Annotated in this window: 17 protein-coding genes; 13 read left to right on the forward strand and 4 right to left on the reverse strand. The window is 66.7% G+C overall.

Translation table 11 applies throughout. From position 1 onward, the window contains the following. Positions 1 to 56 precede the first annotated feature (56 nt). The 12 genes from VH326_RS07010 to VH326_RS07065 all read left to right on the forward strand — a co-directional run bounded on the left by VH326_RS07010 (position 57) and on the right by VH326_RS07065 (position 9,716). Positions 57 to 1,331, forward strand: a complete 1,275-nt coding sequence (locus VH326_RS07010; RefSeq protein WP_329631091.1) for a glutamate-5-semialdehyde dehydrogenase — start codon at positions 57 to 59, stop codon at positions 1,329 to 1,331. A 132-nt stretch (positions 1,332 to 1,463) separates the two neighbouring features. Next, entirely contained in the window at positions 1,464 to 2,099 is a 636-nt protein-coding gene (locus tag VH326_RS07015; protein WP_329631092.1) for a nicotinate-nucleotide adenylyltransferase, read from the forward strand. 77 nt (positions 2,100 to 2,176) lie between these two features. Further along, entirely contained in the window at positions 2,177 to 2,494 is a 318-nt protein-coding gene (gene rsfS / locus VH326_RS07020) for a ribosome silencing factor (RefSeq protein ID WP_329631359.1), read from the forward strand. Positions 2,495 to 2,597: 103 nt separating this feature from the next. Next, complete coding sequence (locus VH326_RS07025; RefSeq protein WP_329631093.1) at positions 2,598 to 3,020, forward strand: 23S rRNA (pseudouridine(1915)-N(3))-methyltransferase RlmH; 423 nt, start codon at positions 2,598 to 2,600, stop codon at positions 3,018 to 3,020. A gap of 4 nt (positions 3,021 to 3,024) precedes the next feature. Beyond that, positions 3,025 to 4,221, forward strand: coding sequence for a murein hydrolase activator EnvC family protein (locus tag VH326_RS07030; RefSeq protein WP_329631094.1), 1,197 nt, complete (start codon positions 3,025 to 3,027; stop codon positions 4,219 to 4,221). 41 nt (positions 4,222 to 4,262) lie between these two features. Beyond that, positions 4,263 to 5,588, forward strand: coding sequence for a S41 family peptidase (locus tag VH326_RS07035; RefSeq protein WP_329631095.1), 1,326 nt, complete (start codon positions 4,263 to 4,265; stop codon positions 5,586 to 5,588). Between the two features lie 7 nt (positions 5,589 to 5,595). Then, complete coding sequence (locus tag VH326_RS07040) at positions 5,596 to 6,066, forward strand: disulfide bond formation protein B (protein ID WP_329631096.1); 471 nt, start codon at positions 5,596 to 5,598, stop codon at positions 6,064 to 6,066. Next, a complete protein-coding gene (locus VH326_RS07045) occupies positions 6,063 to 6,599 on the forward strand; it encodes a demethoxyubiquinone hydroxylase family protein (protein ID WP_329631097.1) in 537 nt (178 codons plus the stop codon). Before VH326_RS07040 ends, VH326_RS07045 begins: the two co-directional genes overlap by 4 nt. A gap of 25 nt (positions 6,600 to 6,624) precedes the next feature. Continuing rightward, positions 6,625 to 7,071 (forward strand): hypothetical protein, encoded by a 447-nt coding sequence (locus VH326_RS07050; protein ID WP_329631098.1) that lies wholly within the window; start codon positions 6,625 to 6,627, stop codon positions 7,069 to 7,071. Positions 7,072 to 7,126: 55 nt separating this feature from the next. Beyond that, complete coding sequence (locus VH326_RS07055) at positions 7,127 to 7,636, forward strand: hypothetical protein (RefSeq protein ID WP_329631099.1); 510 nt, start codon at positions 7,127 to 7,129, stop codon at positions 7,634 to 7,636. 5 nt (positions 7,637 to 7,641) lie between these two features. Further along, complete coding sequence (locus tag VH326_RS07060) at positions 7,642 to 9,018, forward strand: hypothetical protein (protein ID WP_329631100.1); 1,377 nt, start codon at positions 7,642 to 7,644, stop codon at positions 9,016 to 9,018. Then, on the forward strand, positions 9,018 to 9,716 hold the full coding sequence (locus VH326_RS07065) for a DJ-1/PfpI family protein (protein ID WP_329631101.1): 699 nt from the start codon (positions 9,018 to 9,020) through the stop codon (positions 9,714 to 9,716). The genes VH326_RS07060 and VH326_RS07065 overlap by 1 nt, the downstream gene beginning before the upstream one ends. Here the strand turns inward: VH326_RS07065 and VH326_RS07070 are convergent. Beyond that, positions 9,703 to 10,332 (reverse strand): DedA family protein, encoded by a 630-nt coding sequence (locus VH326_RS07070; RefSeq protein ID WP_329631102.1) that lies wholly within the window; start codon positions 10,330 to 10,332, stop codon positions 9,703 to 9,705. The two genes, VH326_RS07065 and VH326_RS07070, sit on opposite strands and share 14 nt — an antisense overlap. An 11-nt stretch (positions 10,333 to 10,343) precedes the next feature. Between VH326_RS07070 and VH326_RS07075 the strand changes: the two genes are divergently transcribed. Next, on the forward strand, positions 10,344 to 11,294 hold the full coding sequence (locus VH326_RS07075; protein WP_329631103.1) for an HNH endonuclease: 951 nt from the start codon (positions 10,344 to 10,346) through the stop codon (positions 11,292 to 11,294). A 42-nt stretch (positions 11,295 to 11,336) separates the two neighbouring features. Here the strand turns inward: VH326_RS07075 and VH326_RS07080 are convergent, their stop codons facing one another. The 3 genes from VH326_RS07080 to VH326_RS07090 form a co-directional block, all read right to left on the reverse strand. Continuing rightward, on the reverse strand, positions 11,337 to 12,719 hold the full coding sequence (locus tag VH326_RS07080) for a UdgX family uracil-DNA binding protein (protein WP_329631360.1): 1,383 nt from the start codon (positions 12,717 to 12,719) through the stop codon (positions 11,337 to 11,339). A 32-nt stretch (positions 12,720 to 12,751) separates the two neighbouring features. Then, positions 12,752 to 13,996, reverse strand: coding sequence for a putative DNA modification/repair radical SAM protein (locus tag VH326_RS07085; protein ID WP_329631104.1), 1,245 nt, complete (start codon positions 13,994 to 13,996; stop codon positions 12,752 to 12,754). 192 nt (positions 13,997 to 14,188) lie between these two features. Further along, positions 14,189 to 15,676, reverse strand: coding sequence for a peptide MFS transporter (locus tag VH326_RS07090; protein ID WP_329631105.1), 1,488 nt, complete (start codon positions 15,674 to 15,676; stop codon positions 14,189 to 14,191). Positions 15,677 to 15,727 lie beyond the last annotated feature (51 nt).

The following is a 15,727-nucleotide window of genomic DNA, read 5'->3' on the forward strand; positions in this document are numbered from 1 at the left end:
CGCTTTGAAACGCGATACCGTTTTGGTCCGCCCCGCGCGCATGATACGCAGCCGTGATGAGCGATATCGTCGACGTCGAGATCGATGCAGACGCGCTGATCGCGGCGATGGGGCGGCGCGCGCGCGTCGCGGCAGGCGTTCTGGCCGGCCTATCGAGCAGCGACAAGGTCCGCGGACTCGAAGCGATGGCCACCGCGATCCGCGCGGCGGAGGCTGCAATCCTCGACGCCAACGCGGTCGACATGGCGAGCGCCGCTGCGATGGGCCTGTCGGCGGCGATGCTCGAGAGGCTCAAGCTCACGCCCGAGCGAGTCGCGGCGATGGCCGACGGAGTCGCCACCATCGCGACCCTGCGCGATCCTGTCGGCGAGATCATCGACACCACCGAACGCCCCAACGGCCTCGTCCTGTCACGCATCCGCGTGCCAATCGGGGTGATCGGAATCGTCTATGAAAGCCGACCGAACGTCACCGCCGACGCCGCCGCTTTATGTCTCGGCGCCGGCAATGCGGTAATTCTGCGCGGTGGGTCCGAAGCGATCGAAAGCAATCGGGCGATCCACGCGGCGTTGCTGGCTGGGCTGGACGCGGCCGGCCTGCCCATCGAGGCGGTGCAACTGGTGCCGGTTACCGATCGCGCCGCGGTCGGCGCGATGCTGGCGGGAAAGGGCGCGATCGACATGATCGTCCCGCGCGGCGGCAAGGGCCTGGTCGCGCGAGTCCAGGCCGAAGCGCGCGTGCCGGTGCTCGCGCACCTCGACGGCATCAACCACGTCTTCGTCCACGCCTCTGCCGATCCCACGATGGCCGAAAGGATCGTCATCAACGCAAAGATGCGCCGCCCCGGGATTTGCGGCGCGATGGAGACGCTGCTGATCGACCAAGCCTATCCGCATAAGGAGGCGCTGATCGCCGCGCTCGACGCATCCGGCTGCGAGATTCGCGCTGACGATGCGCTCCGTACAATCGCCCCGGTGCTGCCCGCCGCCAGCAGCGCGGATTGGGACACCGAATATCTCGACGCGATCGCCAGCGCTGGCGTCGTTGACGGCCTCGACGCCGCGCTCGCGCATATCGCCGCGCATGGATCGCACCACACGGACGCCATCGTCGCGGAGGACGCCACCGCCGCCGAACGCTTTCTCGCCGAAGTCGATAGCGCGATCGTGCTGTGGAACGCCTCGACCCAATTCGCCGATGGCGGCGAATTCGGCCTGGGCGCAGAGATCGGCATCGCCACCGGGCGGCTGCATGCGCGCGGGCCGGTCGCGCTGGAGGGGCTCACCACCTATAAGTGGATCGGTCGCGGTTCGGGCCAAACGCGTCCCTGATCGTTCAGCCAACGCAACGCTTCCCCGCGTGGGCAACCCCGACTATCGGGGCGACATGATCGACGCTTGCCGCCTCTATCCTGTTCCGACGACAGCCAGACTTCCAGTCATTGCGCATTGGTCGGCCCGCTGATGGCCGGTGCTTTGCGCGTCGGTCTTCTCGGTGGCTCGTTCAACCCGGCGCATTCGGGGCATCGCGCGATCAGCCTGGCGGCAATCGAGGCGCTCGGGCTCGACGAAGTGTGGTGGCTGGTCTCGCCGGGCAATCCGTTGAAGGACAAGGTAACCGACATGGCGCCGTTCGCGGTGCGCTTCGCCTCGGCGCGCAAGATGGCGGCGCACGCCCCGATCAAGGTGTCGGCGATCGAGCAACGCCTCGGCACGCGCTACACCGTCGATACGCTCGCGCGGTTGCGATGGCTCTATCGCCGGATCGATTTCATCTGGCTGATGGGCGAGGATAACCTCATCACCTTCGACCAGTGGAAGGGCTGGCGCCACATTGCCAAGTCGATGCCGATTGCGGTGATCGCCCGGCCGGGCTATGATCAGGCTGCCCGGGCGTTTCCCGCCATGGGTTGGTTGCGGCGCTTTTTCCGGCCCGCACACCAGGCGAAGAACTGGACGACGTGGAGATTGCCGGCCCTCGTGCTGCTGCGCTTTCGCCCTGATCCGACCTCCGCGACCCGGCTGCGTGCGGCCGACCCCGGCTGGCAACGCCATTATCTGCGCCGCCACGCCGAACCCGAACACCCACCCACTCCATAGGAACCGACTTGGCCACATCTCCCAATGCGTATCGTTCGTCCGACGCCGAAGGCGCCGAGGCGCTGCACCGGCTCGTCATGGCGAGCCTCGACGACGACCAGGCGGTCGACACCATCTCGATCCCGCTCGCCGGCAAGTCTTCGATCGCCGATCACATGGTCATCGCCAGCGGGCGATCGACCCGGCAAGTTGCGTCGATGGCGCAGAAGCTCGCCGAGCGGATCAAGGCCGAGACCGGGCGGTCCGCGCGGATCGAAGGGCTGCCGACGGCCGACTGGGTGCTGATCGACGCCGGCGACGTGATCGTCCATCTGTTCCGCCCCGAAGTGCGCAGCTTCTACAATCTCGAGCGGATGTGGGCGTTCGGCGACGCGCCGGTGCCGGTTTCGCACTGATCGAATCGGACCAATGCCCGTTCGTGTCGAGCGCAGTCGAGACACGCATTCGAGATGTCCGTGGTCGTGTCTCGACTTCGCTCGACACGAACGGGGTTGAGCGATGCTGATCCACATCGTCGCGCGCGGCAAGATCGGCCGCAGCCCGGAGGCCGAGTTGGTCGGCCGCTATCTGAAGCGCGTGGGCTGGCCGACCAAGGTCACCGAACTCCCCGACACCGGCGACAAGCTGCCCGCGCTCGACCCGCAAACCAAAATCGTCCTGCTCGACGAAACCGGCGATATGCCCGGCTCCGTCGCCTTCGCCGAGCGGCTCGGCAAGTGGCGCGACGAGGCGGTGCGTGAAGTGCGGTTCCTGATCGGCGCGGCGGACGGCTTTTCCGACACGGAGCGCGCACAAGCCGATTATCTGCTGTCGTTCGGGCGGCTGACCTGGCCGCATATGATGGCGCGCGCGATGCTCGCCGAGCAATTGTGGCGCGCGACGTCGATCCTTGCCAACCACCCCTATCATCGCGAAGGGTAAGGTCGTGAAGGCTACCTACGCCCTCGTCCTGTTGCCTTTCGCCGTCGCGATCGCGGCGGGGCAGGGCAATGCACAATCCGGCGCCGCGTCGGACATCGCCGACCAGCAGCGCCGCCTGGTTGAGGCGCGCGCACAATCCGCCGCCGCCGCCGATCGCGCCGCCAAGCTCGACGCTGCCGCGGGTGCCGAGCGCGACCAAGCGGCGAAGGCGCTCGCCGAGGAACGGGCGCTCGGCGCGAAGGTGCAGCAAGCGCAAGCCGACATCGCCGCGGCGACCGCGCGAATTGCTTTGGTCGACCGCTTGCTGGGGGATCAGCAGCAGCGGCTTGCGGTGCAGCAAGGGCCGATCGCGCGCCTCGTGGCTGCGCTTTGCTCGCTCGCGCTCAAGCCCAGCGCGGTCAGCGTGATGCAGCCGGGGTCGGTCACCGATCTCGTCCATGTCCGCGCGGTGCTGGGCAGCACGTTGCCGTTGGTCCAAGCGCGCACGGCGGGCTTGCGCGGCGACCTCGATCGCACGCGCCGGTTGCGCGCCGATGCCGTGCTTGCGGCGCAGAGCCTGACCGAAAGCCGCCGCCGGCTCGAGACCAACCGAATCGCGCTCGCCCGACTCGAGGCCGAGCACCGCCTCAAGTCGCAGGATTTGAGCCGCACCGCGCTCGCCGAAAGCGACCGTGCGATCGGCCTCGGCGAACGCGCGCGTGACTTGGTCGACCAGATGCAAGTCACCGGCGATGCCGCGACGACCGGCCGCAGCCTCGCGCAGCTCGCCGGACCGCTGCCGCGTCCGGCGCAGCCGGGCGAGGGGCCGTCCGCGCCGCTGCCCTGGACCACGGCGTCCGCACCTTGGCGCCTGCCGGTGACCGGCAAGCTGGTCACCGGGTTCGGCGAGGTTTCCGACGGCGGCGTCACGTCGCGCGGGCTGACCTTCGCGGTCGCGGGCGAGGCCGACGTTTTGGCGCCCGCCGCGGGCAAGATCGTCTTCGCGGGGCCGTTCCGCGACTATGGCAACGTCGTCATCATCGACCATGGTGGCGGCTGGACGACCCTCATCTCGGGGCTGGGCACGCTGTCGGTCCGGATCGACGAAGCGGTCGGGCAGGGCGCGCTGATCGGTGCGGCGCAGAGCGGCGACGATCGCCGCATCACCGTCGAGCTTCGCCGCAAAGGCCGCCCGGTGGACCCGGTCGCGCTGACCGGCTAAATAGATTCGCCCCCTCTTCCGATCGGATCGTTACCTTACCCATGGCTCGTGCATTTTCCTGGCTCCAGGCGACCGCCATCGCCGGCGCGCTCGCGCTCGTCCCCGCGGTCACCGCCGCTTCGGCGGCGTCCGACAGCGACACCTATCACGAGCTCGACACCTTCATGCAGGTGTTCAACCAGGTGAAGGCGAACTACGTCGACAAGGTCGACGACAAGATGCTGATCCGCGGTGCGATCGACGGCATGCTCAACAGTCTCGATCCGCATTCGAGCTACATGGATGCGCTCGATTTTCAGAACATGAAGATCCTGACCGACGGCAATTATGGCGGGCTCGGCCTGTCGGTCACGATGCAGGACGGCGCGGTCAAAGTGATCGCGCCGCAGGAAGATACGCCGGCGTTCCGCGCCGGGATCAAGTCGGGCGACTATATCACGCAGATCGACGGCCAGTTGCTGTTCGGCGGCACGCTGGACGAAGCAGTCAAGGCGATGCGCGGGGCGCCCGGCACCAAAATCGCGCTGACGATCGTCCGCCCCGGCCGCGACAAGCCGATCGAGGTCAGCCTGGTCCGCGAAGTCATCGTCCAGAAGCCGGTGAAGTGGGAAGTCAAGGACGGCATCGGCTATCTCAACATCAACACCTTCAGCGAGAATACCGGTGCGGATGTGCGCGGGGCCATTGTCGCGATCGACAAGTCGCTCGGGCACAAGCCGCTCGGGTACGTGGTCGATCTGCGCGACAATGGCGGCGGGTTGCTGAGCCAGGCGATCGAGGTGAGCGACGCGTTCCTGTCCGACGGCGAGATCGTCAGCCAGCGCGGGCGCGACAAGGCCGATATCGAGCGCTATTACGCACGCCCGGGCGACGTCGCCGCGGGGCTCCCGGTAATCGTGCTGGTCAATGCCGGGACCGCAAGCGCTTCCGAAATCGTCGCCGCCGCGCTCCAGGACCATCACCGCGCGCTGATCATGGGCGAGCGCACCTTCGGCAAGGGATCGGTCCAGACGCTCCTGCAACTCGGTCCCGACAGCGCCTTGCGGCTCACCACGGCGCGCTATTTCACGCCGTCGGGCCGATCGGTGCAGGAGGGCGGCGTTCGTCCGGACATCTCGGTGCCGCAGATTTCCGACCCCGATTACAAGTCGCGCCCGATCTTCCGTGAGGCCGATCTGCGCCGGCATCTGGTCAACGCGGTCAAGGCCGACAACGCGATCCTCGAGGAAGACACCAAGACCGACCCGCGCTTCGCGGCGACCCCCGACGAATTGAAGAAGCGCGGCGTGACGGACTTCCAGCTTTACTACGCGCTCCAGACGCTTGGCCGCTTGTCGCGCGTGCCGGCGGCGATGGCGAAGCGGTGAGACGCGCATGACGAGCTTCGCCAAGGCCCGCGCGCTTGCGCTGCTGATCCCGGCGGCATTGCTCGCTGGCGCGTGGAGCTTTCAGCTGTTCGGGCATCTCTACCCGTGCGAGATGTGCCATTGGCAGCGCTGGCCGCATTACGCCGCGCTGGTCATCGCGTTGCTGTCGTTCGTGCCGCACACGCCGAAACGCATGCTCGTCGCGCTGGCGGCGGTGGCGATCGCGGTCAGCGGCATGATCGGCGTCGCGCATGCGGGCGTCGAATATCATTGGTGGCCTGGCTTCACCCCTTGCACCGCGACCTTCGGCACCAGCGGTGACATCCTGGCCGACATCATGAAAGCGCCCGTGGTGCGGTGCGATTCGCCGCAATGGACGCTGTTCGGCATCAGCCTCGCCGGGTTTAACGCGATCGTCTCGCTTGCCGGCGCCTGCGTGATCGGCTGGTTCCTGGTGCGGCGGACTCGCGCGGCATGAGCGGCTGGCGCCCCGGCGATCGCCGTCCGGCGACCGATTCGATGATCCGCGTCGATCAGGCCGGCGAATATGGCGCGACGCGGATCTACGCAGGACAGCTCGCCGTGATGGGCGACCGTAGCATCGCCGCGCGCGAGATCGCCGGGATGGCGCGGCAGGAGGAACGCCACCGCGCGTTCTTCGATGCCATGATGGCGCGGCGCGGCGTGCGCCCGACCTTGCTCCAGCCGTTCTGGAACGTCGCGGGTTTCGCGCTCGGGGCGGTCACCGCGGCGATTGGTCCCGAAGCGGCGATGGCGTGCACCGCCGCGGTCGAAACCGAGATCGACAAGCATTATTCAGAGCAGCTTCAGCAATTGGGCGATAGCGATCCCGAATTGTCGGCGGCGATCGCGACGTTCCAAGCCGAGGAGGTCGAGCATCGCGACACGGCGCTGGCGCACGGGGCGGAAAGCGCGCCGGTCTATCCGCTGATGTCGGCGGTGATCCGGCTCGGTTGCCGGCTGGCAATTGCTACCGCCAAGCGCGTATAGCGCGACGGTTGGGAGGAGGATGCGAATGCGCAGGATCATGATCGGGATGCTCGCCGTGACGATCGCGCTGCCCGCCGCGGCGCAACAGACGCAAGGGCCGGGCACGCCGCCGCCGCCCAAGCCCAGCGGGCCCGGCGCGGTATCGAAGAACGCGCCCATCAACGGCGTGCTCGTGCTCTACGGCAATGAGCGTTGCCCGACCGATGCCAGCGGCAACGAGATCGTGATCTGCACGCGCCGCGATGCCGCCGAGCAGTTCCGAGTCCCCAAGGAACTACGCGAGTTCAAGGTCACGCCGAGCAACCAGGCCTGGGCATTGCGCGCGCAAGGCACGCTCGACACCGGCGCGAGCGGGATCGGGTCGTGCTCGGCGATCGGGCCGGGCGGATCGCTCGGCTGCTCGCAGCAGCAGTTCCGCGAGGCCAAGCAGGAAAATCGCGACCGCAAGAAGGCCGAGACCGAAGGCCAGTAAGCGGGTTCGCAAGCCCCGGTCGCGCGGCTAGTGTGGCCGCGCAATCGGGGGATTCATGGCCAGCCTGTTCGTCAAATCGAAGCCGCTGCGGTCGATCGCGCCCGACGCGTATGAGCGGGCGCTCGCCGTCGCCGCGAGCGGGCTGCTCGCGATCGTGCTGCTCGCGCTCGTCAAGGGCCGTACGCAATGGTCCGCGGTGCCCGGCATCGTCTGGGCGCATCTCGGCACCATCCTGATCGCGCTCGCGCTGACGCCGTACATGCTGCTCCGTCCGCGCGGCACGAATACGCATCGTTTGCTCGGCAAGATCTGGGTGGCGGCGATGGTCGCGACGGCGGCGATTTCGTTCTTCGTGCGGCTCAGCCATCCCGGCCATTTCAGCATCATCCATATCCTGTCGGCGGTGACGTTGGCGATCGCGCCGGCGGTGTGGCTGACCGCGCGAGCGCACAATGTCGCCGCCCACCGCCGCGCGGTGCGCGGGCTGGTCACCGGCGCATTGCTCGTCGCGGGTTATTTCACCTTGATCGAGACGAGATTGCTCGGTCACTGGCTGTTCGGCTGAGCGGCGTGGCTCGCACGCGCCTGCTGCTGTTCGTCTTGGTCTGGCTGTCGTGCGTGTGGTTCGGGTCGTGGGCACTCAACCCCAACAATTCGACCCGAACTTTCGCGGCGATTTCGCTGATCGACGGGCAGCGCGGGCGGATCGACGACTATCAGCGGCTGACGATCGACAAGGCGCAGTTCGATAGCCATGTCTATCTCGACAAGGCGCCGGGGATGACCCTGCTCGCGCTGCCCGCGGCCGCCGCCGCCGATCGCTTGTCGACGCGCCCGCCGATCCCCGACACCGTCTGGGACCCGGCATTTGAACACTGGATGACCGAGCGATTGCGGCTGGCGGTCGCGACGGTGAGCGCAATCCTGACCGCGCTCGCGGCGGTCGCGCTGTACGATCTTGCGCTGCGTACGACCGGCAGCGCGAGCGGCGCACTGTTCGCCGCGACCGCCTTCGCGCTCGGGACGCCGGTCTGGGGCTGGTCGACGACCTTGTTTGGGCACGCCCCGGTCGCCGATTTGTTCGTGATCGCGACCTGGGTATTGTGGCGCGCGGGCGAAGAGCGAACGGGGCGATTTGCCGCGCTCGCCGGGGCCGCGCTGGGCCTGGCGGTGCTCATCGAATTCCAGGCGGTGCTCGCCGGGAGCGTCGTCGCGGTGTGGGGCGCCGCACGGCTGCGCACGCCGCGCTTGCTGGGGATCGCAGCGGCGGCGGGTGCTGCGACGCTGATCGTCCCCTTCGTCGCATACAACATGATCGCGTTCGGAACGCCGGTGCGGCTCGGCTATCAAGGCGTGGTCGGGTTTGCGGGAATGAACGAGGGGCTGTTCGGGCTGACCGTTCCCAGCCTCGCCGTCCTGTCCGAGATCATCGTCGGGTTGCGCCGCGGGATAGTGTGGGTCGCGCCGATCCTGATCGTCGCGCCGTTCGGACTGTGGCAGCTCGGCAAGCGTCAGCGCGGGATGGCGGCGATGCTGGCGGTGGCCGCAATCGTCGTGTTGCTGGTCAATTCGGCCTATGTCTATTGGGACGGCGGGCATTCGACCGGCCCGCGCCATGCCATCCCGGCGATCGGGTTGCTCGCCTTGGGATTCGCGGCGTTCTGGGCACAGACGGTCTATTGGTGGGAACGAGCCTTCGCGCTGGTGCTGCTCGGGCTGTCGGTCGCGATCAACCTTGCGATCGCTGCGGCCAACATCACCACGCCCGATACCTATCGCTTTCCGTTGTGGGATCCGATCCTCAAGACCGACTGGGCGACGGGAACGCTGCGCACGCTGCCAAGCGACTTTCTCGGCTGGAGTCCGTTTGCCGGCGTCGCGCTCTACCTGATCCTCGCAATCCCGCTCGCAGTCTTGCTCGTGCGGTCGCAACCGAAAGGTCCCTGATGGCCAGTATCCCTGCGATCCATATCGGCTTTGTGCTGTTCCCCGACATGACTCAGCTCGATTTCACCGGACCCGCACAAGTGCTGACCCGGATGGGCAATACCAGCATCGAACTGGTCGCGAAGTCGCTCGATCCGATCGCGACCGACGCCGGCTTCACGCTCCAGCCGACGGCGACCTTCGCCACTGCGCGCGTGCCCGACATTCTGTTCGTCCCAGGCGGATTCGGCGTCGTGCCGGCGATGGAGGATGCGGAAACGGTCGATTGGGTGCGGCGGATGGGCGCGCAAGCCGAATGGGTGACGGCGGTGTGCACCGGTGCGCTGCTGCTCGGCGCGGCGGGGCTGCTCGACGGCTATCGAGCGACGACGCATTGGGCATCGCATCATAACCTGGCCCTGTTCGGCGCGATTCCGGTGCACGAGCGCGTGGTGTTCGACCGCAACCGCGTGACCGGCGGCGGCGTCACCGCGGGGATCGATTTCGGGCTGGCCTTGGTCGCGGCGATCCGCGGAGAGGACCATGCCAAGTTCGTCCAGCTCAGCATCGAATACGATCCAGCGCCCCCGTTCGACGCCGGATCGCCCGACAAGGTAGAGCCCGAGATTCTCGACCGTTACCGCAAGATGGTGGCGCGAATGGCGAGCGACCGCGACGCCCGCACGCGCGCGGTGGCGGACAAGCTCAGCCTTTCCTGACGCCGCGAACGCGGTGCCAGATATAGAAGGCGACTGCCGCGACCCCCAAGGCCACGATCACCAGTTCGGCCGAGTGAAACGCCGCCTTGAGCCGCGGATCGGTGTCCCAAGCCTTGCCAAGCTTCATGCCGATCCACGCCAGCGCGAAGCACCACGGCCACGAGCCGAGCGTGGTGTAGAGGTGGAACTTGGCGCGATTCATTCGCGCAATCCCGGCGGGATAGGCGATGAAGCTGCGCACGATCGGCAGCAACCGTCCGACCAATGCCGCCGCGCTCCCCCAGCGGGTGAAGAACCGTTCCGCCGCGTCGACATGCGGCGCGTCGATCATCACGTAGCGGCCGTAGCGCAGGATCAGCGGGCGCCCCCCGCTCTTGCCGATCTGGTACGCGATCGCCGCGCCGATATTCTCGCCAATCGCGGCGGCGGTCGCGGCGCCCACCAGGCTGAACTTGCCTTGCGCGACGAGGAAGCCGGTGAACGGCATGATCAGCTCGGACGGGATCGCGATGCCCATTGCGGTCAGCGTCATCAGCCCGGTGATGCCGAAATAGCCCAGCGCCGAAATCACTGCGATGACGATGCCGGCGAGCCAGCCCAGAATGCGTTCGATCATGGCCGCGCGCGATGCGGGAGCGCGCCCGACTGGTCAAGTCGCACGCCAAGCAGATTGTTGCGGCGTACATTCGCGCGGATTACACACAGCCGATGTCTTTCGGCGTGTTCATTCATCGAGAAGATTCGCGCTACGACGACACCCCGGCTGAGCGTTACCATTTCCCCCGGCAGTACTTGGATCGCGCCCGGCCGATCGTTGGCGATTGGGTCGTGTATTATGAGCCGGTTAAGGTACCGGACAGCAAGGGCTATTTCGCCACCGCGAAGGTCGAATCGATCGTCCCAGACGCCAGCGAGCAAGGGATGTATTATGCGATGATCGAACCGGGGTCGTATATCGACTTTCCGGATCCGGTGCCTCGCGCCGATGCCGACGGGGCGGTCGAGCGTGACCTGATCAATGCCCAATGGGCCGTCCGGCCGTTGTCGCCCGCGGACTTTCGGCGAATCGTTGACCGAGGACTGGCCGAAGAGAAAGGTATCCTGCCGCGCCTTGACGGGAATCTGGCTGATCGCGTGCAGGATGATCGTTCGCCCTTTGGCTTCGAGATTACTGACCGGCCCACGACGTTGGTATCCCGGGTAGTCCGTGATCGCGCGTTTCGGCGTGTCGTCTTGAAAGCCTACGGCGCGCGCTGCGCGATAACCGGATTGAAGCTGATCAACGGCGGCGGGCGCGCCGAGGTAGAAGCCGCGCATATCCGGCCAGTTGAGGCGGGGGGTCCAGACAGCCTACAAAATGGACTTGCGCTCAGCGGAACCGCGCATTGGATGTTCGATCGCGGGCTCATCGGCTTGGACGACGACTTGTCGATACTCGTATCGCGTCAGGTCAATGATCCGGATGGTGTAAAGGGCATGATAAATTCTACCGGTCGCGCGTTGGCTCCGGACCGATCCGATGAGCGGCCGCACGCGCACTATTTGCGCTGGCATAGAGAGAATTGCTTCAAACATTAGCGCCGGCGAGGGCACTAGGGTTTGCAGCGCTAATCTTTGAAATCAATCGATGCGTTTGCCGATCGCCTTCAGGTCGGCGACGAACTTCGCATATTCGGCATGCCGCGCGTCCGGGTCGGGGAGGCGTAGCAGGAAGCTCGGGTGGACGGTGATCCACGCTTCGCCGCCATCGGGGAGCTGATGCGCGCGGCCGCGTTCGCGGCTAATCGTCATGACCTTGCCGAACAGCGAACGCGCTGCGGTCGCGCCGAGGGCCACCGTGACTTGCGGCTTCACGATCGCCAGTTCCTGTTCGATCCACCAGCGGCACGCGCTGATCTCGCCGGCGTCGGGTTTCGAATGGATCCGGCGCTTGCCGCGCTGCTCGTATTTGAAATGCTTGACGGCGTTGGTGACGTAGACGCGCGCCCTGTCGACCCCCGCCTCGGCGAGCGCGCGGTCGAACATCTGCCCTGCAGGGCCGATAAACGGCTTCCCCGCCAGATCCTCCTGATCGCCCGGCTGTTCCCCGACGAATACCAGCCGGGCATCGACCGGCCCTTCGCCAAACACGGTCTGCGTCGCGTGCTTGTAGAGGTGGCAGCGCGTGCACCCCATCGCTTCCTCGCGCAAAGCGTGCCACGCCGCCTCGATATTGCCGCCGATCTTGGTCTTGGCGGTGGTCACCATCTCGCTCTCCCGCCTTTGCGCGTTCGCAATCAGCTGCGGCACCAACGCGGTTTCGGGCATGTTTTTCCAATATTTGCGCGGCATCTCCTTGAGCATCGCGCCGACTTTGACCCGCGCCGGGTTGAAGATCGAGGCGTAATAGGTCTTCCACACTGCCTCGACCGGATCGCCATCGGGCGCATCCGCCTTGCTCGCGCCAGGGCCTTCGCTGAGGCGCTTGCCGTTCCAGTGGATCGATAGCTCCGGGGTCAGGATCGACCAGCGCATCGACGCGAAGCGGTCGACGAAGAATGCAGCGTTCGCACGGACGATGTGGAATTCGGGCTCGAACCACGCGACGTAACGCGCGCCGTCGTCGTCCTGCACTTCCCTGAAGCGGACAAACGCCCGCATCTTGTGGATGTCGCGGCGCACCGCCTTGGCGAAGCTTTCGACGCGGCGGACGAGCGGATCGGCTTGGTCCTCGAGGAGCTTCAGATGGTCGCGCAGCCGCACCAGCAAGGTGTGGAGCAGCGCGAAGCGCTCGCGGTCGCGGTGCAGGATCGCGTTGCGCGCGAGGTCGATGAACGGCCGCGGCACCGAGAACGCGCGCGCCGGCGCCGCGCCCGAGGACCCCTGTCCCGCGAACAGTTCGCCGGCTCCGTCGCCGACTTGCCAGACGACCTGGTCGGGCGGGACTTGGTCGAGCACCAGCCCGCGCACCGCGTCGCGCCAGCCGTCGAAATCGTCCTCGGCCTCGATCGTGACGACGCGCATCGCCAATCAACCGGCGAGCGGCGGCGGCGGTTTCATCCGAACAATTCCATCTGCTCGGCCTTAGGCGCGACCAGGCTCTTGACGTCGAGCTTGTCAGCGAGCGCCACCGGGCGCCAGTCGCTCGCGATCAGGAACGGCCGCACCTTGGCGAGGCCGACGGTCAGCCGCCCGACATCGGCGAGCGCCAGCCGCCGCCAGCGCCGCGCAGTGAGGATTCGGTCGACCGCGCGCGTGCCGAGCCCCGGCACCCGCAACAACATCTCGCGCGGGGCGCGGTTGACGTCGACCGGGAACCGCCCGCGAAATTTGAGTGCCCAAGCGAGCTTGGGGTCGATGTCGAGCGGCATCATACCCGTCTCGTCGGCGGCGTCCGCGACGTCCTGCGGGCTGTAATCGTAGAACCGCATCAGCCAGTCGGACTGATACAGCCGGTGCTCGCGCATCAGCGGCGGGCGCTTCAACGGCAGCACCGCACTGGCATCGGGGATGGGGGAAAAGGCCGAGTAATAGACTCGCTTGAGCCCGAACTTGCCGTACAGCCCGGCGGCGCGCGTGACGATGTCGCGGTCGGTCGCCGCATCCGCGCCGACGATCATTTGGGTCGATTGCCCAGCCGGCGCGAACCGCGGCGCCGATTTGTAGCGTTTCTTGGCGTCCGCAGTGTCGAGAATGTCCGCCTTGGTCGCCGCCATCGCGCCTTCGATCTGCGTTGCGGATTTTTCCGGCGCGAGCCGCTTGAGCCCGCCGACCGTCGGCAACTCGACGTTGATCGACACGCGGTCCGCATACAGCCCCGCTCGGTGCACCAGCTCGGGATCGGCGTCGGGGATCGTCTTGAGATGGATATAGCCGCGAAAATCGTGCTCCTCGCGCAAGCTGCGCGCGACCTCGACGATCTGCTCCATCGTATAGTTGGACGATCCGATGATTCCCGACGACAGGAACAGCCCCTCGATATAATTGCGGCGATAGAAAGCGAGCGTCAGCTGCACCACTTCCTCCGCCGTGAACCGCGCGCGGCGCACGTTCGAGCTCTTGCGGTTGATGCAATAATGGCAGTCGAAGATGCAGGAGTTGGTCAGCAGGATCTTGAGCAGCGAGATGCAACGGCCGTCGGGCGCGTAAGCGTGACAGATGCCCATGCCCGCATCGGTCGATCCGATTCCCTTGCCACCGCGCGAATTGCGCTTCACCGACCCCGATGACGCGCAGCTCGCATCGTATTTCGCGGCGTCGGCGAGGATTGCGAGCTTTTGGCGGGTATCGAGCTGCGGCACGTGTTCCTTTTATGTTCTCGCGCTCGACAAGTCACTGTCTTTTATTCAGCAGCCCCGACGCACCGTGCCGGATGACCTTTTCCTACAAGGCGCGCGCGCTTGCAGCGCCTAGGCTCGGGCGCATCGTTCAATTGAGGGGGAAGCGCGCATGGTACTCGCATGGATCGGCATCGTCGTCGGGCTCGCCGGGCTCTATATGGGAATCGTCGCGCTCAAGGCGTGGTACCGCGAGAACGCGACCCTTGCCGGCGTCACCGGGGCCACCAACGCGAAGCTGATGGCGGGCTTCTTCATCGCCACGGTCGGGCTGCTCGGCGGCGGGCTGCCGCTGCTGATCAGGTAGCGGGCTCGAGCGCGCGCGCCAGCGGTCGCGCCACCGCCAGCACGAGCAACCCGCCGGCAATCCCGATCGCGGCGTCGATCGTCCAGAACGAAGCCGGCGTCATCTGGTCGTAGAAGCTGCCGACCCACCCGCCGATCACGCTGCCGAGAAAGAATGACAGGAACACCCCGCCCATCATGGTCGCCTTGACCTGACGGGGGGGCGGCCTGGCTGACCAGCGCGAGCAGCACCGGCCAGTAATAGAGAAACGCCACGCCCATCCCGAAAAAGCCCGCCAGCGCCCAGCCGACATTGGTCTTGCCGCCAGCGCCGGGGAGCAAGTCGCCCGCCACGAAAAACAAGGCCGACGCGCCGGTCAACAGCGCGCCGATCCCGATCTTGGCGACGTCCGACGGCTCGCGCCTGCGCCTTGCCTGCCACGCCCACACCGCCACCAGCGGCGGCACCGCGACGATCGAGGCGAACGCGTCGACCGAATTGAACCACGATGCCGGTACCGGCCCGAGCGCGACGTGCTGGTCGACCCACAGCACCCCGATGCTCCAGATCATCGGATAGGCGATCGTGGGGAACAGCGTCATCGCCGCGACCAGTACGAGCAGAATTGTGCGCCGCTTTTCGTCGGCGGTCATCGGCGGCAGCTCGGCCCGGTCGGCCTGCGTTCGCCCACTGGGGAGGTGTCGCTGTCCGGCGAGGTAGACGATCAGCGCGAGCATCATCAGCCCCGCCGCTGCTCCGAACCCGGCATGCCAGCCGTACAACGCCGCGATCCCGCCGCAGGTCAGCGGCCCCAGCACCGCGCCGACGTTGATACCCGCCGAAAAGATCGTGTACCCTTGCGTCCGACGCGATTCCGCCGCGGCCGGATAGAGATCGCCGACCTGCGCGGAGATATTGCCCTTGAGGCATCCCGATCCGCAGATCAGTAAGAGCAGCGCGATCAGGAACGACGCGTCGAACGCCATCGCCAGATGCCCGGCGCACATCAACAGTGCGCCCGTCACCACCGTCGCCTTGGTGCCCAGCCAGCGGTCGGCGATCCACCCGCCTAGGATCGGCGTGAAATAGACCAGTCCGCCATACCAGCCATAGATCAGCGAGGCGAACGCGATATCGCTCAACGCGCCGTGCCACGCGAACAGATGACGCAGCGCGCCGAGTCCGAGCACGTGCTCGGCATGGCCCGGCTTGAACAACTGCTCGACCATGTACAGCGTCAACAGCGACGTCATGCCGTAATAGCTGAACCGCTCCCAGCATTCGGTGAAGGCGAGGTAGGCGAGGCCCTTGGGGTGGCCGAAAAAGCCGGTGTCGGTTGTGGGCGGCGCATGGCTCATTTCACGATCGTGCCGCAGCGTTTGGCGTCGGGCAAGCATCGCGCTAGGTTT

The organism is Sphingomonas sp., assembly GCF_036269755.1.
Taxonomy (GTDB): domain Bacteria; phylum Pseudomonadota; class Alphaproteobacteria; order Sphingomonadales; family Sphingomonadaceae; genus Sphingomonas.